We start from the raw sequence: 23584 nt of genomic DNA, 5'->3' as shown, positions 1-23584 counted from the left end.
AAGCGACGGAAGGAGCATACATAAGTATGTGACTGAGGTTCGCAAGCGCGGCCAACGCAGCATCAGTGGAAAAGATTCGTTTTAAGAGCACAAAGAATTTGCCTGGCGGCCGTAGCGCGGTGGTCCCACCTGACCCCATGCCGAACTCAGAAGTGAAACGCCGTAGCGCCGATGGTAGTGTGGGGTCTCCCCATGCGAGAGTAGGGAACTGCCAGGCATCAAACAAGTGAAAAGCCCATCCTGACGGATGGGCTTTTTGCGTTTCTGGCACAGGCCATCTCAGCGCAGCGCCATCCGGCACGGGATGGCGGCTTTGCCTTATTCGGGCGACGGCGAGGAATACCCCTTCAGCCAGTCCAAAACAAAGGTGGCGATCTGCGGTATATCATTTATATCCAGAACGGGTACGCTCACGTCAAGCGGCACATCACTGGCAATCGCAATGACATGCTCGTCTACAGCCAGTTCATCCACCCCGTGACCGCATTCCTGGCGGAATAATAGGATCTTCGCCACTGTTTCATGCTTGAACCCTTCTACCAGCACCAGGTCCAGCTTAGAAGCATCCATCTGATTTGCCAGATACGCTAAATCCAACTCTGCTTCTTCCGGCGTTTCAGTCATCAGAGCCCAACGCTGCTGGCTGGCGACCAGGGTTTGCATGGCTCCTGCTTTACGCAGTTCATAACTGTCTTTGCCTGGCTTATCCACGTCCATATTATGATGGGTGTGCTTGATCAAACCCGGACGGACGCCGCTGGCGCAAAGCGCTGGAATCAGCTTTTTTAACAGCGTGGTTTTTCCGGTTCCACTCCATGCAGCTATCGCCAGTAAAGGGATTATGGTTTGTCCTGCCATCTGGCAAGTTCCTCAAGTGTATTCACGTTTACGAAAGCTTCTTTGCAATCGCTGAAATCAACGGCACGTCCGCCTGCCTGGCGCATAAAAACCATTACCCGGCGCTCACCAGAGCACAAATACTGCTGCAAAAATGGCTGAACCGAGCGATTTACCAGCGCGATGGTAGGATGATCCCGCTCGCCATCGTGAACCCATACCACTGGCGCATTGTGTCGCTGATGTCGCAAGCGAGCGACCAAATCATCAGGAATAAACGGCGTGTCGCACGGGCAAAACAGAAACCAGTCGCCTTCCGCCTGCTGAAAAACGGAAAGCATACCGGCGAGCGGACCAGGGTAATCCTCCAGTGAATCGGTGATAACCTTCAGCCCACCGGCGCGATAGCGATCAAGATGGCGGTTTGCGTTCACCATCACACTATCCAGTTGCGATAAGAGCGTATCGGCAACGTGTTTCCACAGCGGCTTCCCTTGCAGTTCAAGTAACCCCTTATCTGTTCCGCCCATTCGCCTGGCTTTTCCGCCCGCCAGCACAACCCCTGTTATTGCACTATCCTCATTCACTGATATCGCCTCTTTTATTGTGGGATTGACCCTGCTAACGTGTCTGTCTCAAGAGTAAGGAGCACTACCATGAAATGTAAACGTCTGAATGAAGTTATTGAACTCCTCCAGCCTGCCTGGCAAAAGGAGCCAGACCTGAACCTGCTGCAATTTTTGCAGAAACTGGCCAAAGAGTCAGGTTTTGACGGCGAGCTGGCGGATTTAACTGACGACATTCTGATCTATCACCTGAAAATGCGCGACTCTGCCAAAGACGCCGTTATTCCCGGGATTCAGAAAGACTACGAGGAAGATTTCAAAACGGCGCTGCTGCGCGCACGCGGCGTAATTAAAGAGTAAAAGCTTGTAAGCGGCGCAACCGAAACCGTCACGAAATGATATCCTGAATCATTCAAAGCATTTTCCGGATGATGGGATGAACGATAACGCTTTTACTTTCCAGACATTACACCCGGATACCATCATGGATGCGCTGTTTGAACAGGGGATCCGGGTGGATTCCGGACTGACCCCGTTGAACAGCTACGAAAACCGCGTCTATCAGTTTCAGGATGAAGATCGCCAGCGTTTTGTTGTGAAATTCTATCGCCCTGAGCGCTGGTCCGTTGGACAGATCCTGGAAGAGCATCATTTTGCGCAGGAACTGGTGAATGATGATGTCCCGGTGGCCGCACCGCTGGCCTTTGATGGCCAGACGCTGTTGCATCATCAGGGATTCCACTTCGCCATCTTCCCGAGCGTAGGCGGCCGACAGTTTGAAGTGGATAATATCGATCAGATGGAGTCCGTTGGCCGCTATCTTGGGCGTATGCACCGTACCGGACGACGTCAGCCTTTTACGTTCCGCCCCACCATTGGTCTGGAAGAATACCTCACTGAACCGCGCAAACTGTTTGAGCATGCCGTACTTATTCCCTCCGGACAGAAAGCGGCCTTCCTGAAAGCGACCGATGCGCTGATCGCAGCGGTGACGGATCGCTGGCATACATCGTTTGACATGCTGCGACTACACGGCGACTGTCATGCCGGGAACATTCTCTGGCGCGATGGACCCCTGTTTGTGGATTTAGATGATTCCCGTAATGGTCCGGCTATACAGGATCTCTGGATGCTTCTGAATGGAGACAAAGCGGAACAGCGCATGCAGCTGGAAGCGATTATCGAAGCGTATGAAGAATTTAGTGAATTAAATCCGGCTGAAATCGGGCTAATAGAGCCTTTACGCGCGATGCGTTTAGTTTATTATCTGGCCTGGCTGATGCGTCGTTGGGACGATCCTGCCTTTCCTAAGAATTTCCCGTGGTTAACCGGGGAAGATTACTGGCAGCGTCAGACCGCGACGTTCATCGAGCAGACTAAAATCCTGCACGAACCCCCATTACAATTAACACCTATGTATTAATCGGAGACGCAATCATGAAAAAGATTTGGCTGGCGCTGGCTGGTATGGTTTTAGCTTTTAGCGCATCGGCAGCGCAATTCCAGGATGGCAAGCAGTACTCCACACTGGAAAAGCCCGTTGCCGGTGAACCGCAGGTGCTGGAATTCTTCTCTTTTTATTGCCCACACTGCTACCAGTTCGAAGAAGTGCTTCATGTTTCTGATAACGTGAAGAAAAAACTGCCGGAAGGCGTCAAAATGACCAAATACCACGTCGAATTCCTCGGCCCGTTGGGTAAAGATCTGACCCAGGCGTGGGCCGTAGCGATGGCGCTGGGTGTGGAAGATAAAGTAACCGTGCCGATGTTCGAAGCGGTACAGAAAAACCAGACAGTACAAAGCGTAGCGGATATTCGTAAAGTGTTCGTTGATGCTGGCGTTAAGGGTGAAGACTACGACGCGGCGTGGAACAGCTTTGTGGTGAAATCACTGGTCGCACAGCAGGAAAAAGCGGCGGCCGACCTGGAACTGAGTGGCGTTCCGGCGATGTTTGTTAACGGCAAATATCAGGTGAATCCGCAGGGGATGGACACCAGCAGCATGGATATCTTTGTACAGCAGTACGCAGATACCGTGAAATATCTGGTCAGCAAAAAATAATAATAAAGCCGGTCACTGACCGGCTTTATTATTTTCAGCTTTTATTGCCTCTATTTGGGCGTCTTTTTCACTCCACAGCGTATTCAGCCAGCGCTGGAAATGGCGCTTAAAGTCTTTATCGTTAACGTAGTCCCCGTGCAGTTGCCGGGTAACGGGCTGCATATCCACGCGAACCACAATGCGCGTCAGCTTACCTCTCAACATGTCGTAGAAGGGCGTCTGGTCATTCTCCGGGTAGCACAATGTGATATTAAGCAATTTGTCGAACTGGGCGCCCAGCACGTTTAGCGCCATTGCGATCCCCGCGGCTTTAGGCGCCAGCAGATTCTTATACGGTGAACGGGTTTGCTGGCGCTTTTCTTCAGTAAAGCGGGAACCTTCGACAAAATTTACGATGGTTGTCGGATGCGCACGAAATTTCTCGCACGAGCGGCGGGTCGTTTCCACGTCTTTACCGCGCCGCTCCGGGTGACGCAGCAAATAAGCGCGCGAATAGCGCTTCATAAACGGCATATCCAGCGCCCAGCAGGCGAGGCCAATAAAAGGTACCCATGCTAACTGCTGCTTGAGAAAGTACTTATTCATGGGAATGTGTTTACGAAAGAGTACGCAAAGTACCACGATATCTGCCCAGCTATGGTGATTACAAACCAGCAGATACCAGTTTTTCTTGCTCAGCCCTTCCAGACCTTCCACATCCCATTTCAGCCAGGGATTTAGATGTAGCAGCAGCGCCAGCCCTTCGCACCAGCAGTACATCATAAAATTACAAAACAGGGAGACCCTGCGCCAAACGCTGGGGACGGGGAGCAGAAGCTTTACGATCCCGGCAACGATGATCGGCACAGAGCAGATAATAGTGACTAAAATGGTCAGTACGATGCTCAGCAATAACGTCAGCGAAGCGAGCAATCTCGTCATCAATAATGTATTCAAAGGATTAGCCATAAACAGTGCGCTTAAATGCGCAAGGTGGCTGATTTTATCAGAAAACGATCCAAATGACGGTTCTTCGCTGATTCAAAAAAGACGGCTTATCTATCCACATTTCATATTTCACTGAAAAGGTGAGGAAAATTCCTGGTTAATTTTATAACTTATTGAAAATAATATGTAAAATGAGTTATCGCAAAAATATGCATTTGAAATTAAATCGAAGAAAACTAATTATGCACAAAGTTATCCACAGATAATGTTGCGAGCGATCCCGAAGATCGACAAAAGAATTCCTACAAATGCGGCGAAAAACTGATGTTTTCATCCCGTCTGTGGCATCCTTTACCCATAATCTGATAAACAGGCACGGACATTATGGTTCAGATCCCAGAAAACCCACTTATCCTTGTAGATGGCTCCTCTTATCTTTATCGCGCATACCATGCGTTCCCGCCGCTGACCAACAGCGCGGGGGAGCCGACAGGCGCGATGTATGGCGTCCTCAACATGCTGCGCAGCCTGATCCTGCAGTATCAGCCAACGCATGCCGCAGTGGTGTTTGATGCTAAAGGCAAAACCTTCCGTGACGAGTTATTCGAGCATTACAAATCGCATCGCCCACCGATGCCGGATGACCTGCGTGCGCAAATCGAGCCGCTGCACGCGATGGTGAAAGCGATGGGTCTGCCATTATTGGCTGTATCGGGCGTGGAAGCGGACGATGTGATCGGCACCCTCGCGCGCGAGGCCGAGAAGGTGGGCCGTCCGGTGCTGATCAGCACCGGTGATAAAGATATGGCGCAGCTGGTTACGCCCAATATTACGCTGATCAACACCATGACCAACACGATTCTGGGCCCGGAGGAAGTGGTCAATAAATATGGCGTACCGCCAGAGCTTATCATCGACTTTCTGGCGCTGATGGGCGATTCCTCGGACAACATACCGGGCGTACCGGGGGTCGGCGAGAAGACCGCCCAGGCGCTGCTCCAGGGGCTGGGAGGACTTGATACTCTCTATGCCGAGCCGGAGAAAATCGCCGGACTGACCTTTCGCGGGGCGAAAACGATGGCGGGTAAACTTGAGCAAAATAAAGAAGTTGCTTATCTCTCTTACCAGCTGGCAACCATTAAAACCGACGTCGAACTGGAACTGACCTGTGAACAACTGGCTGTACAGCAGCCGATTGCCGATGAGCTGCTGGGCCTGTTCCGCAAATACGAGTTCAAACGCTGGACCGCCGATGTCGAGGCTGGAAAATGGCTGCAAGCGAAGGGCGCGAAGCCTGCGGCTAAACCGCAAGAGACGATTGTGATTGATGAAGCCGCTGACGTGCCTGCCGCCGCGCTCTCTTATGACAACTACGTCACCATTCTTGATGAAGCGACGCTGAAAACGTGGATCGCGAAGTTGAAAAAAGCGCCAGTGTTCGCTTTTGATACTGAAACGGACAGCCTTGATAATCTCACCGCCAATCTGGTGGGACTGTCGTTTGCTATTGAACCCGGCGTGGCGGCGTATGTTCCGGTTGCGCATGATTATCTGGATGCGCCGGATCAGATCGCCCGTGACCGCGCGCTGGAACTGCTCAAGCCGCTGCTGGAAGACGAAAATGTCCGCAAGGTTGGGCAAAACCTGAAATACGATCGCGGCATTCTGGCGAACTATGGCATAGAACTGCGCGGCATTGCCTTTGATACCATGCTGGAGTCCTACATCCTGAACAGCGTGGCCGGACGTCACGATATGGACAGTCTCTCCGATCGCTGGCTGAAACACAAAACCATCACCTTCGAAGAGATTGCTGGCAAAGGCAAAAATCAGCTGACCTTTAACCAGATTGCTCTGGAAGAGGCGGGGCGCTACGCGGCAGAAGATGCGGACGTCACGTTACAACTGCATCTGAAAATGTGGCCAGAACTTCAGCAGCATAAAGGACCGCTGAACGTTTTTGAAAACATCGAAATGCCGCTGGTGCCGGTGCTTTCCCGCGTTGAGCGCAACGGTGTGATGATCGACCCGGCGGTTCTGCACAAGCATTCAGAAGAGATTACGCTGCGTCTGGCGGAGCTGGAGCAGAAAGCGCACGACATCGCAGGAGAAGCGTTTAATCTTTCTTCAACCAAACAACTGCAAACCATCCTGTTTGAAAAACAGGGGATCAAGCCGTTGAAGAAAACCCCAGGAGGCGCGCCGTCAACGTCGGAAGAGGTGCTGGAAGAGCTGGCGCTGGATTACCCACTGCCGAAGGTGATACTGGAGTATCGTGGCCTGGCGAAGCTGAAATCGACCTACACTGACAAACTGCCGTTAATGATTAACCCGAAAACCGGGCGCGTACATACGTCGTATCATCAGGCCGTCACCGCAACCGGGCGTTTATCGTCCACCGACCCGAACCTGCAAAATATTCCGGTACGTAACGAAGAAGGACGTCGTATCCGTCAGGCGTTCATCCCGCCGAAGGACTACGTTATTGTGTCTGCCGACTATTCGCAGATTGAACTGCGCATTATGGCGCATCTGTCGCGTGACAAAGGGCTGCTGACCGCGTTTGCAGAAGGCAAAGATATCCACCGCGCCACCGCGGCGGAAGTGTTTGGCCTGCCGCTGGACACCGTGACGAATGAACAGCGTCGCAGCGCGAAAGCGATCAACTTTGGCCTGATCTACGGCATGAGCGCCTTTGGTCTGGCGCGCCAGCTCAACATTCCGCGCAAGGAAGCGCAGAAGTATATGGATCTCTACTTCGAGCGTTATCCTGGCGTTCTGGAGTATATGGAGCGTACGCGTGCCCAGGCGAAAGAGCAGGGCTACGTTGAAACGCTGGAGGGCCGCCGTCTCTATCTGCCGGATATTAAGTCCAGCAACGGCGCGCGCCGCGCAGGTGCTGAGCGTGCGGCGATCAACGCCCCGATGCAGGGCACCGCCGCCGATATCATCAAGCGTGCGATGATTGCCGTTGATGCCTGGCTGGAAAGCGAGCAGCCGCGCGTTCACATGATCATGCAGGTGCACGATGAACTGGTGTTCGAAGTGCATAAAGACGACCTGGATGCCGTGTCGAAGCAGATCCACCAATTGATGGAAAACTGTACGCGCATTGACGTACCGTTGCTGGTGGAAGTCGGTAGCGGTGAAAACTGGGATCAGGCGCACTAAGAGGACGCGGAATAACTCACCTTTTTCGTAAGTAAGCAACATAAGCGGAAGAATTTTGTGATGAGTATTGGAATTCCTTATGTAAAGAATGAAAAAAAATTACAAAAAGTGCTTTCTGAGCTGCTTAAAAAAGAGTAAAGTTATTCGCGTAGGGTACAGAGGTAAGATGTTCTATCTTTCAGACCTTTTACTTCACGTAATCGGATTTGGCTGAATATTTTAGCCGCCCCAGTCAGTTTCTGACTGGGGCGTTTTTTATTGCGTTCTTTCTGCTATAAAGATGAGTCCGTAGGCCGGATAAGGCATTCACGCCGCTATCCGGCATGACGAAACTTACGCTTCGTCCTGTACGTCTTCTACCGGCGCCAAATCGCTAAACCAACTGTCCAGTTTCTGCCGCAACTTATCCACGCCCTGTTTCTTCAGCGACGAAAACGCTTCAACCTGTACATCGCCATTAAAAGCCAGCACTGCTTCGCGTACTTTATTTAACTGCGCCTTACGCGCGCCGCTTGCCAGTTTGTCCGCTTTGGTCAGCAGAACCAGTACCTGGATATTGCTTTCAACCGCCCATTGAATCATTTGCTGATCGAGATCTTTCAGCGGATGGCGAATGTCCATTAGCACAACCAGACCCTGCAGGCTCTGACGTTTTTCAAGATACTCACCCAGCGCACGCTGCCATTTACGCTTCATTTCCTCTGGTACTTCGGCGTAGCCATAGCCAGGCAGGTCAACGAGGCGTTTGCCGTCGACCACTTCAAACAGGTTAATAAGCTGGGTACGGCCAGGCGTTTTTGAGGTCCGCGCCAGGCTTTTTTGATTGGTCAGCGTATTCAGCGCACTGGATTTGCCTGCGTTAGAACGGCCAGCAAAAGCCACTTCAATTCCGGTATCGGAAGGTAAATGGCGAATATCAGGCGCACTCATCACAAAATGCGTCTGTTGATAATTCAAGTTAATCAAAGCGGTCGTCTCCGTCAGTCAAAGCTTTGCGGCGATTATACCTGAACGGCAGCAAAAGACGGATTTTTCGGCGCGCGACGTCTGTAAGCAAAAACCCTGTGCTTTGTGAGACATTGCCGACAATTCTTATACGAAATTTAGGCATAATTGCAGGGCTGAAAATCAATTAAATTAGCTAAATCAATCTATTAGCGTTGTGTAATAATCTGAAAATGTCTGTATTACACGCCCGATGGCTTGTCTGTTTTCGTCAAAAGAGTAGAGTATTACTTATAGCGAGGACGCTGGAAGGATAAACGACTCAGGATGAGGGTCAGGAGCGCCAGGAGGCGAAGACACAGGATTGTCAGGAAGACAGACGTCCGGAGACGTTGAGATTACGGAAATGGAAAAGACACGGAACGTTCCAGGCTGAAGGAAAAACAGGGTGCGTTGAGAGCCGACACGGAATGTAGAACCCGTTAAGGGTTGTGAGTCAGGTTAAAAGGCGACAGAGCAATCTGTCGCCTTTTTTCTTTATTTCTGCTAGATTCCGGCGCAAATGTATACTGAATAAAACAGCCAAAGACGAATCACTATGAAATCCACATCTACACCACGCGGCAAAGGGCCTGCAAAGGCGCGCCGTAAAACCCGCGAAGAGCTGAATCAGGAAGCTCGCGACCGCAAGCGCCAGAAAAAACACCGTGGTCACGCGGCGGGTAGTCGTGCGACGGGTGGCGACGCGGCGACGGGCGCAAAAAACCAGAAAAAAGCAAAAGATCCACGTATTGGCAGTAAAACCCCCATTCCATTGGGCGTGACGGAAAAAGTCACCAAACAGCACAAACCGAAGAGCGAGAAACCTATGCTTTCACCGCAGGCTGAGTTGGATTTACTGGAAACGGATGAGCGCCTGGATGCGCTGTTAGAACGTCTGGAAGCTGGCGAAACCCTGAGCGCCGAAGATCAGAGCTGGGTGGATGCCAAACTGGATCGCATCGACGAACTGATGCAGAAGCTGGGCCTCTCCTACGATGATGACGAAGAAGAGGAAGAAGACGAGCAGCAGGAAGATATGATGCGCCTGCTTCGCGGGGGTAACTGACGGTTTACACCGTGGGCCTTCCCGTCCTGCTTATAACCCTTCCGGTTATATGTTATCTGGTGTGGTTATTCGTTAAACTACAACGGTTGTCGCGGCGACAAAAGTGGCTGCGCAACCGGCTTATCACTCGCAGTGGAGTGAGGCCGGTACGCCGTACCCGCCAGAGACGCCATCGGAAGGAGTGAGCATGTCTGAACAACAAATAGACTGGGATCTGGCCCTGATCCAGAAATATAACTATTCCGGGCCACGATATACCTCGTACCCGACCGCGCTCGAGTTTTCTGAAGCGTTTGATGAGCAGGCATTCTTGCAGGCCGTTGCGCGTTATCCTGAGCGTCCCCTCTCGCTGTACGTCCACATTCCGTTTTGCCACAAACTCTGTTACTTCTGCGGTTGCAATAAGATTGTCACCCGCCAGCAGCACAAAGCCGATCAGTATCTGGATGCCCTGGAACAGGAAATTCTGCACCGCGCGCCCTTGTTTGCTGGTCGGCAGGTTAGCCAACTGCACTGGGGCGGCGGTACGCCAACCTATCTGAATAAAGCGCAAATCAGCCGCTTAATGACTCTGCTGCGCGATAATTTCCATTTCAACGCCGATGCGGAAATCTCGATCGAAGTTGATCCGCGCGAAATTGAACTGGATGTGCTCGATCATTTACGTGCGGAAGGCTTTAACCGTCTGAGCATGGGGGTGCAGGACTTCAATAAAGAGGTACAGCGTCTGGTCAACCGCGAACAGGACGAAGAGTTTATCTTTGCGCTGCTTCACCATGCCCGTGAAATCGGTTTTACCTCCACCAATATTGACCTGATTTATGGTTTGCCGAAACAAACGCCGGAAAGCTTCGCTTTTACTCTGAAGCGGGTGGCGGAACTGAATCCGGATCGGCTGAGCGTATTTAACTACGCGCATCTGCCGACGCTGTTTGCCGCCCAGCGCAAGATTAAAGACGCGGATCTGCCGAGTGCTCAGCAGAAGCTGGATATTCTCCAGCAGACCATCGCCTCGCTGACAGAGAGCGGCTATCAGTTCATTGGCATGGATCACTTTGCCCGTCCGGACGATGAGCTGGCGATTGCCCAGCGTGAAGGTGTTTTGCATCGTAATTTCCAGGGCTACACCACCCAGGGCGATACTGACCTGTTGGGGATGGGCGTTTCCGCCATCAGTATGATTGGCGACTGCTATGCGCAGAACCAGAAAGAGCTTAAGCACTATTATCAGCAAGTGGATGAACAGGGAAATGCGCTGTGGCGCGGCATAGCCCTGACGCGTGACGACTGTATTCGTCGTGACGTCATCAAGTCGCTGATTTGCAATTTCCGTCTCGACTATTCTGCCGTTGAACAGCAATGGGATCTCAATGTCGCCGACTACTTCGCGGAGGATCTGAAACTGCTGGCGCCGTTGGCGAAAGATGGGCTGGTGGATGTGAATGCGAAAGGGATTCAGGTGACAGCGAAAGGCCGTTTGCTGATTCGCAACATTTGCATGTGCTTCGATGCTTATCTACGTCAGAAAGCGCGGATGCAGCAATTCTCGCGGGTGATTTAAGCCGAACAGTAAAGAGTTAGCCGGATAAGCGTAAGCGTTATCCGGCACTCCGTTAGCTGAACAGCCCAACCAGCGCCGCGCACAGTACTGCGGCGACCGCAGTTTGTGGCGTATGGCTGTCGACCGCTCCGCTTGATAGCAGATTTATAATCGATTCCAGCATAATGTGTCCCCCGTTTGCCGGGCACGATCATACTCAACTCATCGGAACAGTAAAGCGCAAAATAACGGCAATTTGCGCTCAATTATTAATCTTTACACGCGCGCGCCGACGCTTACTCCATTCCCAGCTCTTTTAACTTCCGCGTCAGGGTATTTCGACCCCAGCCGAGCAGTCGCGCGGCTTCCTGCTTATGCCCCTGGGTGTGGCGTAACGCAGTTGTCAGCAGGGTGCGCTCCATTTCCGGCTGCGCTTCAGACAGCAGGTTTTGATGACCGGAACGCAGCGCCCGATCCGCCCACTGCGCCAGCAGGGTCGCCCAACTGTCTGGCTGCAAGTGGGAAGGGCTGTCCGGCACTGTCGCTTCAAACAGCTCGCCTGGCAGGTCCTGGATCAACACCTCCTGACCTGCCGCCATCACCGTTAACCAACGGCAGGTATTTTCCAGTTGTCGAACGTTGCCCGGCCACGCCAGACGCGTCAGCGCGGCTTCGGTTTCCGGGTGCAGCAGTTTAGCTTCAACGCCAAGTTCACGCGCCGCGACCTGAAGGAAGTGGCGGGCGAGTCGTGGAATGTCCTCCCGCCGTTCGCGCAGCGGCGGCAAATGAACGCGTATCACGTTCAAACGGTGGAACAGGTCTTCACGAAATTTGCCTTCCTGTACCCGCTGTTCGAGGTTCTGGTGCGTGGCGGCGATAATTCGCACATCCACCTTCACCGGCGCATAGCCGCCTACGCGGTAAAACTGACCGTCAGCCAGCACGCGCAGCAAGCGTGTCTGCACATCCAGCGGCATATCGCCGATCTCATCAAGAAATAGCGTACCGCCATCGGCCTGCTCAAAGCGACCCTGACGAATGGTGTTCGCGCCGGTAAACGCCCCTTTTTCATGACCAAACAGCTCGGATTCAATCAGGTCCTTTGGGATCGCCGCCATGTTCAGCGCGATAAACGGCGCTTTCGCCCGTGGGCTATGGCGATGCAGCGCGTGGGCGACCAGTTCTTTACCGGTCCCGGACTCACCATTAATCAGCACGCTGATAGAAGAACGGGACAGCCGCCCGATAATGCGGAACACGTCCTGCATGGCGGGCGCTTCGCCGATGATATCGGTGGTGGGACCGTTGATCTGAATATTGCGCGGCTGCTGCTGTTCCTGATAATGGCTGATGGCGCGCTCAACCAGCGCGACGGCCTCGTCGATATCAAACGGTTTTGGCAGGTAATCAAACGCGCCCTGCTGATAGGCGCTGACGGCGGCATCCAGATCAGAATGCGCGGTCATTATGATGACCGGAAGCATTGGATGGCGCTGCTTGATCTGCTTTAACAACGCCAGCCCGTCCATGCCAGGCATCCGAATGTCGGACAACAATACGTCCGGCGTTTTACTCGCCAGTGCGTTCAGTACATCGTTACCGTTTTCAAATGTGGTGCAACTCAGACCCGCCCCAGCGAGAGCACGTTCAAGCACCCAACGGATGGAACTATCGTCATCGACTACCCAGACTATTCCTCGTTGCATAAACGTCACCTTATTTCCTGATAGGCAGATAAACCGAAAACTCGGTGTGCCCTGGCCAACTGGTAAATTCAATTTTGCCGGAATGTTGATCGATCAAATTGCGGGCGATGGATAAGCCCAGCCCGGTGCCGCCTTCGCGACCGCTGACCATCGGATAAAACAACGTGTCCTGTAAATGGGAAGGGATCCCCGGCCCGTTGTCTTCCACGTCAATACGCGCCGCCAGACGGTAGCGCTCGCCGTGCAGCGTAAGCTGGAAGGCGGTACGGGTGCGCAGCACGATCTCTCCGCCCTCCGGTCCCAGCGCCTGTAATGCGTTGCGAACAATATTCAACAGCACCTGTTCGATCTGCTCCGGGTCGTGCGGCAACTCCGGCAGGCTGGGGTCGTAATCGCGGATCAGCGTGACGTTATCCGGTAGCTCCATCGACACCAGCGCTACCACACGCTCCGCCACCTTATGAATACTCTCCGTGACATGGGTGCCTGGCATCTGCGGACCTAACAACCGGTCGACCAGGTTACGCAGCCTGTCGGCCTGCTCAATGATCACTTTGGTGTATTCCAGCAGCGCCGGGTCAGGCAGGGCTTTACTCAACAGTTGCGCCGCGCCGCGTAATCCGCCGAGCGGGTTTTTTATCTCATGGGCCAGCCCACGTACCAGATCGCGTGCGGCGACCTGCTGAGCGTGCTGAAGCTGCTCCTGGCTCAGACGGCGCTGATTATCCATCGGCGCCATCTCCAGTAAAATCTGGCCGTCCGGCATACGCTGCGCGGTGACGGAAAGAATATGCGAACGCCCGTCAATCACCAGCGTCACTTCGTTATCCGTAAAACCTTGTCCCGCCTCTAAACTCTCGCGCATGAGTTCAAGATTTAAGGAGAAGTAGCTCAGGAGTTCAGGAAGCGGCGTACCAAACAGTTTGCGTGAGCTTTGAGCGAGCAACTGTTGAGCAGCCGGGTTGGCGTAGTGTACCGCCAGCTCATCGTCGACCAGCAAGATGCTGTTGATAAGCGAATTGAGGATCTGCCCAGCATCGGGCGGCGTGCCTGTTGCCATACAGCAGTCTCCTGACAGTCTGCACCATTTTAGTGCATTATAGCTTTTACGCAGAAAAAGCGCGAAGGATCAGGTTGTTGGCGGAGAAAAAAGCCCATCAGATGATGGGCTACAGATTGCTGACAACCTTCACGCCGAATGGCGGCGATGAGGGTCGACATCAGTCTTAAACCTGCCGGAGCAGGCAAAAGTTTCCACGGCAACTTAAAACGATTAAACGCTGTAGTACAGCTCAAACTCTACCGGGTGCGGCGTCATGCGTACGCGGTCGTTTTCTTCGCGGCGCAGGGCGATGTAGGCATCGATAGCTTCATCGGTAAAGACGCCACCCGCTTTCAGGAACTCGCGGTCCAGATCCAGCTCGTTGAGGGCTTCTTCCAGAGAACCAGCAACCTGCGGGATCTCTTTCGCTTCTTCCGGCGGCAGGTCGTACAGGTTTTTGTCCATCGCTTCGCCTGGGTGGATCTTGTTCTTGATACCGTCAAGACCCGCCATCAGCAGGGCGGCAAAGCACAGGTACGGGTTCGCCGCCGGGTCCGGGAAGCGCACTTCGATACGACGCGCTTTCGGAGAAGCCACTACCGGGATACGGATAGATGCGGAACGGTTACGCGCGGAGTAGGCCAGCATGACTGGCGCTTCGTAGCCCGGAACCAGACGCTTGTAGGAGTTGGTGGTCGGGTTCGCCAGGGCGTTGATCGCTTTCGCGTGTTTGATCACGCCGCCAATGTAGTACAGCGCCTGCTCGGACAGACCGGCATACTTGTCGCCAGAGAACAGGTTGGTGCCGTTTTTCGACAGCGACATGTGGCAGTGCATCCCGGAACCGTTATCCCCGAACATCGGTTTTGGCATAAAGGTCGCGGTTTTACCGAAGCGGTGCGCAACGTTGTGAACCACATATTTGTAAATCTGAATTTCGTCCGCTTTTTTGGTCATGGTATTGAAGCGGGTTGCCACTTCGTTCTGACCTGCGGTTGCCACTTCATGGTGGTGCGCTTCAACGACCAGACCCATCTGCTCCATCACCAGGCACATTTCAGAACGGATATCCTGAGCGGAGTCTACTGGCGGAACCGGGAAGTAACCGCCTTTCACTGCCGGACGGTGGCCTTTGTTGCCGCCTTCATACTGGGTGGCAGAGTTCCAGGCGCCTTCGATATCGTCAATAGCGACATGGGAACCGGAGATAGAGCTGCCGAAACGGATGTCGTCAAACAGGAAGAATTCCGGTTCTGGCCCGAACAGCACCGTGTCGGCGATGCCGGTAGAACGCAGGTAGTCTTCCGCGCGCTTGGCGATAGAACGCGGATCGCGGTCATAGCCCTGCAGCGTACCCGGTTCCAGGATGTCACAACGAATGATCAAGGTAGAGTCTGCGAAGAACGGGTCGATAACCGCAGTAGAGGCGTCCGGCATCAGCACCATGTCAGATTCGTTGATACCTTTCCAGCCACCAATCGAGGAGCCGTCAAACATTTTGCCTTCTTCAAAGAATTCGGCATTCACCTGATGAGCAGGGATTGTGACGTGCTGTTCTTTACCTTTGGTATCAGTGAAGCGCAGATCGACAAACTTCACTTCGTGCTCATTCAGCATCGTCAAAACGTGTTCAGCGGACATACTTAACTCTCCAGATTGGTCATGGTCGTCGTGGTAACGAGGTGTTCAATTCTTTCATCATTTGGCCGTGTCGCCGTAAAAATGATAAAGCGAAATCTGTGCCAACTTTTAAATTGCCCCTAAAAGGCGTTATCATGCGCACCATCGTGCAAAAGGGCTGCACCATACTGCGTATGTTGCACCAAAATAGTGCTTTAATGTGAACATTAAGCACCATGTTGGTGCAATGGACAATGAATAACCCTTTTAACGCTCCGTGAAAGCGATCACAAAGAAACTCTGCAATACTTGTTTGCGGAGGATGTTTGTGATCCTGTTTTGTAGTGCGATTAATCCGTGTACAATAACGCGCTATTTCTAATGCCTGAGGCAAAGTTGTGATCGAAAATTTGCGTAACATCGCCATCATCGCGCACGTTGACCATGGTAAAACTACCCTGGTTGATAAGCTGCTGCAGCAATCCGGTACGTTCGACTCTCGTGCCGAAACTCAAGAGCGTGTGATGGACTCCAACGATTTGGAGAAAGAGCGTGGGATTACTATCCTCGCGAAAAACACCGCTATTAAATGGAATGATTACCGTATCAACATCGTTGATACCCCTGGGCACGCAGACTTCGGTGGTGAAGTTGAGCGTGTCATGTCCATGGTCGACTCCGTGCTGCTGGTGGTTGACGCATTTGACGGCCCGATGCCGCAGACGCGCTTCGTGACCAAAAAAGCCTTTGCTCATGGCCTGAAGCCTATCGTGGTTATCAACAAGGTTGACCGTCCTGGCGCGCGTCCGGACTGGGTTGTCGATCAGGTATTCGACCTGTTCGTTAACCTCGACGCGACCGACGAACAGCTGGACTTCCCGATCATTTACGCATCCGCCCTGAACGGTATCGCTGGTCTGGATCACGAAGATATGGCGGAAGACATGACTCCGCTGTACCAGGCGATCGTTGACCACGTACCTGCGCCGGACGTTGACCTTGACGGTCCGTTCCAGATGCAGATCTCCCAGCTCGACTACAACAACTACGTTGGCGTTATCGGCATTGGCCGTATCAAACGCGGCAAAGTGAAGCCGAACCAGCAGATCACTATCATTGATAGCGAAGGTAAAACCCGTAACGGTAAAGTCGGTAAAGTGCTGACTCACCTGGGTCTGGAGCGTATCGACAGCGATCTGGCGGAAGCAGGCGACATCATTGCTATCACTGGTCTGGGTGAGCTGAACATCTCTGACACCATTTGCGATCCGCAGAATGTGGAAGCGCTGCCAGCGCTGTCTGTTGACGAACCGACTGTCACCATGTTCTTCAACGTCAACACCTCGCCATTCTGTGGTAAAGAAGGTAAATACGTTACCTCTCGTCAGATCCTTGACCGTCTGAACAAAGAACTGGTACACAACGTTGCGCTGCGCGTTGAAGAAACCGAAGATGCGGACGCGTTCCGTGTATCCGGTCGCGGTGAACTGCACCTGTCTGTTCTTATCGAAAACATGCGTCGTGAAGGTTTCGAAATGGCGGTTTCCCGTCCGAAAGTTATCTTCCGTGAAATCGATGGCCGTAAACAAGAGCCGTTCGAGAACGTGACGCTGGACGTTGAAGAACAGCACCAGGGTTCCGTGATGCAGGCGCTGGGCGAGCGTAAAGGCGACCTGAAAAACATGAATCCGGATGGCAAAGGCCGCGTGCGTCTCGACTACGTGATCCCAAGCCGTGGCCTGATCGGCTTCCGTTCCGAATTCATGACCATGACGTCCGGTACCGGTCTGCTGTACTCCACCTTCAGCCACTACGACGACGTGCGTCCGGGTGAAGTGGGCCAGCGTAACAACGGCGTACTGATCTCCAACGGTCAGGGTAAGGCGGTGGCGTTTGCGCTGTTCGGTCTGCAGGATCGCGGTAAGCTGTTCCTGGGACACGGTGCGGAAGTTTATGAAGGCCAAATCATCGGTATTCACAGCCGTTCCAACGACCTGACGGTAAACTGCCTGACCGGTAAGAAACTGACCAACATGCGTGCGTCCGGTACGGACGAAGCAACGGTTCTGGTTCCGCCGGTTAAGATGACCCTGGAGCAGGCGCTGGAATTCATCGATGACGACGAACTGGTAGAAGTGACGCCACAATCTATCCGTATTCGTAAGCGTCATCTGACGGAAAACGATCGCCGTCGCGCGATGCGCGGTCCGAAAGAAGAGTAATCCCGACTGAAACCCGATGGCGCTTCGCTAATCGGGTTATAACGGGTTGGCTGGATTAGGCGTTTACGTTACTCTCCAGCAAACAAAAAAGCCGCTGAATTTCAGCGGCTTTTTTATCAGAAGAAATACTTCGCGCCAATACGTATCTGGTTTTGTTCCCGGTGATAGGGCTCGACATTACGGTCCAGCCAGCGTAACTCTAAGTACGGCAACCAGTGCGCGTTGATACGATAGCGGAAGGTATTGGTTATTTCCCAATGATGGTCTTTACCGTTGCTGCTGTTGAAATCATTCACCCGTATAAAATAGTGTGGCTCGAAGGTATAAGAGAATTTGTCGGTAATCATAAAATTCCAGTAATTACCGATCTCATAGGTATCATTATTATCCAGCTCGCCGTTTAAATCGGCGGAGCTGTAATTGTTGTGGTTATAGCGGTTGCGTACTGTCAGGTTAAACCAGGGGGTAAATTTATAATTCACATCCAAATAAACAGCACCACTGGAACCAATACTTTTATCGGTAATCAATCCACCGGGCTGGATGGTGAGTTTATCCGTTGGCTTAAACAGCGGATACCAGCCTTCAATCTCGTTATAGCCATGCTTGAGTTCATCGGTGCGTTGCAGGGTATAAGTGTTGGTGAGCATAATACCTGCGCCCGTATCGGAGTTATAGCCCACGCGCAGCATGAACTCCATCTGATCGGAAGCCAGGTTGTACGCCTCACGATTTTCGACATAGGCGCCAGCAAAAACAGAGGTGGATATCACCGAAGACAACAGCATCATTGTGTTTAGTGTTTTCATCATAAATCCATTTTATAAGCGTAGGGAAGCCACCATCCCTAAGATGGAAATAGCGGCGGGCTCTGATTAAATATCTACAGTAGCGATGTCTTTATTATTATGTGAAAGGCTTTCAGGATGTTTGGTCTTTTTCCGTTGATTAATTTCCTCAATAATAAACGCGAAACGCGCTTCGTTCAGTTTATAGAAGAACCCCATGGTTAATGCGGCAATAATTGCCAGCCCGCAAGGCCAGAGAAATATCAACTGACGTAAACCCAACAGCGTGGCATCGCTTTGCGCGATATTGGGGATATAGCCAATCTGAGTGAGCATGATCCCTGGTAAGAATCCTGCCAGCGCCGCGGAGATCTTGCGCGAAAAGGTATAACCGGTGTACACCGAACCTTCCGCGCGAATGCCTGTTTTCCACTCACCGTAGTCCACCGTATCCGGGACCAGCGCCCAGTTCAGGCTGTTTACAAAGGCGGTGCCGAAAAAGGCCATACAGGAGAAGGCGACAAACAGTACTGATGTCCCTCCCCAGAAGAAATTCAGCACATCGCCAATCGCCCACAATGCGAGGCCGCCTAGATACACCTGCTTTTTGCCAAAGCGCTTCACGGTGGCGGGCACCAGCAGCACGCCCACCAGAATACAGCCCATACTGAAGAAGCCCATCCACGAGAGCAGATGAATGTCGTTCAGAACATACTGGGTGTAATAAACCTGAATCGCCAGCTTGATATTAAACGCCGCCAACGTACAGAGGTTGGCGATACACAACACCAGCAGGGGCGGGTTACGGAAGATGGCGCAGAACGACTTAAGAATGCTGGGCTTATGGTGATCTGGTACGATTTCAATGTACCGTTCTTTCACTCCACGGAAGCACCACCACATGCTGACCAGTCCACCGAAAGAGAAGATCAGCGCAGCCACAAGGTAGCCCAGTGAGGGTGCGCGGGTAAACAGCGCCTGGATCGGCATAAACCCAACGGTACACAACAACAGTCCCAGCGTTGCGCCACCCTGACGCCAGGCGGCAAGCTGCGCGCGTTCGTGCGGGTTTTTAGTGATTGCCGGTACCATTGCGCCGTAGGAGCAGTTCATCAGACTGTAAAACAGGCCGAACAGCATAAACAGCACCGTTGCGAGCGCCGTTTTCACCGTCAACGCGAAGTCGGTGGCGAAAAACTGTGCGCTGGCGACCAGCGCCACGGGAAACGCGGCGTACAGAATGAAGGGCCGGAATTTTCCCCTGCTGCCGATATGACGCCGCGAGTCGAGCAGGACGCCGGTCAGCATATCGGTAAAGGCGGTGAAGAATTTCGCCACCAGAAAGATAATGCCCCCATAATACGCAGGCATACCCAGTTCATCGGTATAGAATTTAAGCAGATACAGCGTACCGATACACAGCATCAAATTTGAGCCGAAGTCGCCCGTTCCATAGGCGAATTTCTCGCGCAGACTCAGTTTAAGCGTTAGCGGATCATGGTCAGACATAATCGCCTCTCAAAACGCCCCGCAGGGCGTTGCACAATAGATGATTAAGCCGTTTGCTTGCGGGCTTCTATCTCTTCCACAATTCGCACGTACATCTTTTCGTTCAAATTGTAGAAACAGCCCATCGCGATGATAGTGACAACCGCCAGCGCGCACGGATAAATAAAGATCAGCTGGCGTAACCCTTCGACCGTCCCTGCAGACTGCACCACGTTCGGCACATAGCCGATTTGCGTCAGCATCCAGCCGGGGAAAAAGCCCGCCAGCGCCTGCGAAACTTTACGGAAGAAGGTGAATCCGGTGTACACCGTCCCTTCTGAACGCACGCCGGTGCGCCATTCGCCGTATTCCACCGTGTCGGACACCAGCGCCCAGTTCAGGCTGTTGACGAAAGCGGAGCCAAAGAATGCCAGGCACGAGAAGGCGACAAAACTGACCGAACCGCCGCCGAAGAAATAGTTCAGTAAATCTCCGGCGACCCAAATCAGCAGGCCGCCGATGTAGACCTTTTTCTTGCCAAAGCGGCGTACCATTCCCGGCATCAAAAACACACCAATGAAGATACAGCCCATGCTGAAGAAGCCCATCCACGAGAGCAGAATCGGATCGTTCAGTACGTACTGGGTGTAATAGACCTGGATCGCCAGCTTAACGTTGAACGCGCCCAGGGTGCACAGGTTGGCGATACAGAGAATAAACAGCGGACGGTTACCGGCGATGGCGCGGAAAGACTGCAACAGCCCCGGTTTTTGCGTCGCGTCAGCCGGTTTCACCTCGACATAACGCTCTTTGACGCCGGCATAGCACCACCACATAAAGAACAGACCAAACAGCGAAAACAGGGTGGCGGCAAAGATATAACTTAACTGCGCGTTGCCTTCGATCAGGTTCATCACTGGCACAAACCCGACCGTACAAAGCAGCAGGCCCAACGTAGCGCCGCCCTGGCGCCAGGCGGCAAGCGAGGCGCGTTCGTCCGGGTTTTTGGTAATCGCAGGCACCATTGCGCCGTAAGAGCAGTTCATCATGCTGAAGAACAGGCCATACAGCATAAACAGTACCGTTGCCATCACCGTTTTCCCGGTAATTTCAAAGGGCGTGCCGACAAAGTTAGCGATAGCCAGCAGCGTCACCGGAAACGCGGCATACAGCACGAAAGGACGGAATTTACCCTTTGGACCGATTTTACGCCGCGAATCGAGCATAATCCCGGTTCCCATATCGGTAAATGCGGTGAAAAATTTTGCGATAAGGAAAATGATCCCACCGTACGTCCCCGGTAAACCTAAGACATCGGTATAAAACTTAAGTAAATAAAGCGTACCGATATCCAACAGGATATTGGACCCTAAATCACCTATTCCATAGGCGACTTTTTCTTTAAATGGCAAACGTAATGTTGCTGGGTTGGCTGTATTTTGACTCATGATTATCCCTCATTCACCCGCGGGGTACTCCCACGGGCGAGCCTGATCAGATTTGGCGTAACGACGCGAACAGCGACGCCCACTCACTGCTGGCGCGATAAAAAACCGGTGGTTTGCCGACAGGCGCATCCACGGTAATCTCTCCGCCTTGATGAGCTTCACCGGTCCAGACGTTGATCCAATTGTCCTCTGGCAGATACAGCGTCCAGTCGCAGCGTCCCTGCTCATGAACGGGCGCAACCAGCAGGTCCTGGCCCAGCAGGTACTGGTATTTCAGGGTGTAGGTGGTCGCGTCGTCTTCGTAATGCAGGAACAGCGGACGCATCACCGGCAGGCCTGTCGCCGCGTTTTGCGCGACGGCGTCTTTGAGATACGGTTTCAGGGTTGTGAAGACGGTGGTCATACGGGCAAAGTGGGCAAGGGTTTCCGCATCGCCGTCAAACTGCCAGTTATCGCCCGGGCGGTTGCCTTCGTGGGTACGCATCATTGGCGTAAAGGCGCTAAAGTCGCACCAGCGCAGTAGCAACTCCTTCGTGCGTTTCATCTCAAACAGCGTGGTGTAACCGCCAATGTCGCTATGGTGCAAGCCGTGACCGGTCATCGCCAGAGAAAGCGCGGCAGGAACAACCGACGCCAGACCGTCGTCGAGACTCCAGTCAACGTTCTGATCGCCTGCCCACATCATGGTGGAGTATTTCTGGCTGCCGGTATAACCCGCGCGCATAAAGAACAGGATTTCGCCGAGCTTGCCGGTCTCTTCCAGCGCTTCGTAGTTACATTTCGCCCACAGCGCAGGCCAGGCGTTATGCATAATTTCGGCGCTGACGCCGTTATGCAGATACGTATCCGTCGGCAGATACTCGCCAAAGTCCGCCATCCAGCCGCCGCAGCCGAGTGCGATCATGTTCTTTTTGATCACATCCTTGAACCAGTTGTAGGCTTCCGGATTGGTCAGATCGACCACGCCGCCATAGAACTCGCCAAATTCAACCAGATAGTCGCCACCTGTGGCATCTTTCGCCAGATAGCCGCGTTTTGCCGCTTCGGCACAAAGATCTTTGTCGCTGGCGACATACGGGTTGATGTAGGAGAGGAACTGCACCCCTTCGGCGTTCCATTGTTTTATCCGGCTGTCCAACCCGGGGTAGTTGTCGCTGTTCCACTTCCAGTTCCACATCACGCGCTTGCCGAAGGAGGTCATGCGGATCCCGGACCAGTCCTGTGCCCAGATACCGTTTACCTTCACCCCCGCGTTACGCATGGTGTCCAGCTTCTGCTGGCAGATCTCGGTACCGCCCTGAATACCGAGCGTAACGCCGTCATAGACCCAATCCGGCAACTCGGGCTGGCGGCCCAGCAGCGCCGTCAGTTTTTCGAGCAGAGAAATGTAAGTGTCCGCGCATTCGAAGCGCAGAGTCGTGTTATCTTCCCAGAACGCCAGCTCGTGATAGTCCGGCGCGCTGAAGTCGAAATTCATATAGCAACTGTTATCGACGTGGCAGTAATACTTCTGGGTGCTGACGAAAGTGGGCTGCGGGAAGAAAGTCCAGTAATAGTCGCCGCCCGCGTTCTCTTTGCAGTCGGCCTGCCAGGTGACATAGCTCTGTTTGTTACGCCCCACGCCCTGTTCGCTGGTCCACAGCGGAAACGGTTTGCCGCGCAGATCGAAGTAAGAGAACTGCTCGCCGCAACCATAGATATGGTCTTCCGGCTTCGCGGCCAGCCGCAGCCAGATACGGTTATGGCTGCGTTCGCCGTTTTGCAGGTTCAGCGTCAGGCGGCCTTTGTCGTCGACACAGACGTTCAGGGTGGCATTGACCGCGTCGCCGCGGCTGAACAGGATCCGCCAGCCGTCCGGGGACTCACTGACGGTCGCCTCGGTCAGGGCGATTTTTTCGTTCAACTTGTCTTTAATACTGAAGTTGCCGCGGAACATGTCGATATCGGCCACGCCTGCGCCAATCCACAGGCACGGGTTGTCCTGGCTGTGCGTTAAAATTAGACGGTTTTGCCAGCACAGGGTAAAGCCGCTATCTGTCGTTTTCAGCGTTATGTTTTGTAGGGTACGCATAAATATTAAGTCCTTATTTTTGTTTGCCGGATGGCGCGCCGCTT

At 53.1% G+C, this 23584-nt stretch carries 20 protein-coding genes, 1 rRNA gene and 1 pseudogene; 10 read left to right on the top strand and 12 right to left on the bottom strand.

Annotated features, from left to right (window positions below):
- Window positions 1-101 precede the first annotated feature (101 nt).
- Window positions 102-217 (top strand): 5S ribosomal RNA (rrf, locus tag JY391_RS21810).
- A 101-nt stretch (window positions 218-318) separates the two neighbouring features.
- Here the strand turns inward: rrf and mobB are convergent.
- Window positions 319-858 carry a molybdopterin-guanine dinucleotide biosynthesis protein MobB gene (gene mobB / locus JY391_RS21805; RefSeq protein ID WP_199957743.1) on the bottom strand — a complete coding sequence of 180 codons (540 nt, stop codon included), beginning with the start codon at window positions 856-858 and terminating at the stop codon, window positions 319-321.
- Entirely contained in the window at window positions 840-1424 is a 585-nt protein-coding gene (gene mobA, locus JY391_RS21800; RefSeq protein ID WP_211935015.1) for a molybdenum cofactor guanylyltransferase MobA, read from the bottom strand. Before mobA ends, mobB begins: the two co-directional genes overlap by 19 nt.
- Before the next feature lie 69 nt (window positions 1425-1493).
- On the opposite strand from mobA, the gene JY391_RS21795 reads away from it, so the two are divergent.
- The 3 genes from JY391_RS21795 to dsbA all read left to right on the top strand — a co-directional run bounded on the left by JY391_RS21795 (window position 1494) and on the right by dsbA (window position 3464).
- Window positions 1494-1763: a YihD family protein gene (locus tag JY391_RS21795; protein WP_012133952.1), complete on the top strand. Its 270-nt coding sequence runs from the start codon at window positions 1494-1496 to the stop codon at window positions 1761-1763.
- Between the two features lie 76 nt (window positions 1764-1839).
- On the top strand, window positions 1840-2826 hold the full coding sequence (locus JY391_RS21790) for a serine/threonine protein kinase (RefSeq protein WP_211935014.1): 987 nt from the start codon (window positions 1840-1842) through the stop codon (window positions 2824-2826).
- A 14-nt stretch (window positions 2827-2840) separates the two neighbouring features.
- Window positions 2841-3464, top strand: a complete 624-nt coding sequence (gene dsbA / locus JY391_RS21785) for a thiol:disulfide interchange protein DsbA (RefSeq protein WP_042292408.1) — start codon at window positions 2841-2843, stop codon at window positions 3462-3464.
- A 12-nt stretch (window positions 3465-3476) separates the two neighbouring features.
- On the opposite strand, the gene yihG is transcribed toward dsbA, so the two are convergent.
- The gene (yihG, locus tag JY391_RS21780) at window positions 3477-4412 is read right to left on the bottom strand and encodes a 1-acylglycerol-3-phosphate O-acyltransferase, YihG family (RefSeq protein ID WP_211935013.1); all 936 of its coding nucleotides are present in this window, start codon (window positions 4410-4412) and stop codon (window positions 3477-3479) included.
- Between the two features lie 363 nt (window positions 4413-4775).
- Here yihG and polA point away from each other — a divergent pair, with 363 nt between their 5' ends.
- Together polA and spfP are read left to right on the top strand one after the other, a co-directional pair.
- Window positions 4776-7562, top strand: a complete 2787-nt coding sequence (polA, locus tag JY391_RS21775; RefSeq protein ID WP_211935012.1) for a DNA polymerase I — start codon at window positions 4776-4778, stop codon at window positions 7560-7562.
- A 166-nt stretch (window positions 7563-7728) separates the two neighbouring features.
- Window positions 7729-7776, top strand: a complete 48-nt coding sequence (gene spfP / locus JY391_RS24080) for a small protein SpfP (RefSeq protein WP_071892919.1) — start codon at window positions 7729-7731, stop codon at window positions 7774-7776.
- A gap of 119 nt (window positions 7777-7895) precedes the next feature.
- Here the strand turns inward: spfP and yihA are convergent, their stop codons facing one another.
- Complete coding sequence (gene yihA, locus JY391_RS21770) at window positions 7896-8528, bottom strand: ribosome biogenesis GTP-binding protein YihA/YsxC (RefSeq protein ID WP_042292415.1); 633 nt, start codon at window positions 8526-8528, stop codon at window positions 7896-7898.
- A gap of 212 nt (window positions 8529-8740) precedes the next feature.
- Here yihA and JY391_RS23930 point away from each other — a divergent pair.
- The 3 genes and pseudogenes from JY391_RS23930 (at window position 8741) to hemN (ending at window position 11176) form a co-directional block, all read left to right on the top strand.
- Window positions 8741-8993: pseudogene (locus tag JY391_RS23930) on the top strand (hypothetical protein).
- Between the two features lie 112 nt (window positions 8994-9105).
- A complete protein-coding gene (gene yihI, locus JY391_RS21765; RefSeq protein WP_042292418.1) occupies window positions 9106-9615 on the top strand; it encodes a Der GTPase-activating protein YihI in 510 nt (169 codons plus the stop codon).
- 187 nt (window positions 9616-9802) lie between these two features.
- Window positions 9803-11176 (top strand): oxygen-independent coproporphyrinogen III oxidase, encoded by a 1374-nt coding sequence (gene hemN / locus JY391_RS21760; RefSeq protein ID WP_211935011.1) that lies wholly within the window; start codon window positions 9803-9805, stop codon window positions 11174-11176.
- A 52-nt stretch (window positions 11177-11228) separates the two neighbouring features.
- On the opposite strand, the gene JY391_RS21755 is transcribed toward hemN, so the two are convergent.
- From JY391_RS21755 to glnA, 4 genes are all read right to left on the bottom strand, one after another.
- Complete coding sequence (locus tag JY391_RS21755) at window positions 11229-11339, bottom strand: YshB family small membrane protein (protein ID WP_090050632.1); 111 nt, start codon at window positions 11337-11339, stop codon at window positions 11229-11231.
- Between the two features lie 112 nt (window positions 11340-11451).
- Complete coding sequence (gene glnG, locus JY391_RS21750; RefSeq protein WP_042292676.1) at window positions 11452-12861, bottom strand: nitrogen regulation protein NR(I); 1410 nt, start codon at window positions 12859-12861, stop codon at window positions 11452-11454.
- A 10-nt stretch (window positions 12862-12871) separates the two neighbouring features.
- A complete protein-coding gene (gene glnL, locus JY391_RS21745) occupies window positions 12872-13921 on the bottom strand; it encodes a nitrogen regulation protein NR(II) (RefSeq protein ID WP_042292424.1) in 1050 nt (349 codons plus the stop codon).
- Window positions 13922-14134: 213 nt separating this feature from the next.
- A complete protein-coding gene (gene glnA, locus JY391_RS21740) occupies window positions 14135-15544 on the bottom strand; it encodes a glutamate--ammonia ligase (protein WP_042292427.1) in 1410 nt (469 codons plus the stop codon).
- Window positions 15545-15921: 377 nt separating this feature from the next.
- On the opposite strand from glnA, the gene typA reads away from it, so the two are divergent.
- The gene (typA, locus tag JY391_RS21735) at window positions 15922-17745 is read left to right on the top strand and encodes a ribosome-dependent GTPase TypA (RefSeq protein ID WP_042292429.1); all 1824 of its coding nucleotides are present in this window, start codon (window positions 15922-15924) and stop codon (window positions 17743-17745) included.
- Between the two features lie 116 nt (window positions 17746-17861).
- On the opposite strand, the gene ompL is transcribed toward typA, so the two are convergent.
- The 4 genes from ompL to JY391_RS21715 all read right to left on the bottom strand — a co-directional run bounded on the left by ompL (window position 17862) and on the right by JY391_RS21715 (window position 23540).
- Window positions 17862-18554: a porin OmpL gene (gene ompL, locus JY391_RS21730; RefSeq protein ID WP_060570969.1), complete on the bottom strand. Its 693-nt coding sequence runs from the start codon at window positions 18552-18554 to the stop codon at window positions 17862-17864.
- A gap of 66 nt (window positions 18555-18620) precedes the next feature.
- On the bottom strand, window positions 18621-20042 hold the full coding sequence (locus tag JY391_RS21725; RefSeq protein ID WP_211935010.1) for an MFS transporter: 1422 nt from the start codon (window positions 20040-20042) through the stop codon (window positions 18621-18623).
- 44 nt (window positions 20043-20086) lie between these two features.
- The gene (locus tag JY391_RS21720) at window positions 20087-21469 is read right to left on the bottom strand and encodes an MFS transporter (RefSeq protein ID WP_211935009.1); all 1383 of its coding nucleotides are present in this window, start codon (window positions 21467-21469) and stop codon (window positions 20087-20089) included.
- A 46-nt stretch (window positions 21470-21515) separates the two neighbouring features.
- The gene (locus tag JY391_RS21715; RefSeq protein WP_211935008.1) at window positions 21516-23540 is read right to left on the bottom strand and encodes an alpha-glucosidase; all 2025 of its coding nucleotides are present in this window, start codon (window positions 23538-23540) and stop codon (window positions 21516-21518) included.
- Between the last annotated feature and the right edge of the window lie 44 nt (window positions 23541-23584).

The sequence above is a fragment of the Citrobacter sedlakii genome (assembly GCF_018128425.1).
GTDB lineage: Bacteria > Pseudomonadota > Gammaproteobacteria > Enterobacterales > Enterobacteriaceae > Citrobacter_A > Citrobacter_A sedlakii.
This window is presented reverse-complemented; position numbering and strand designations above follow the sequence as displayed.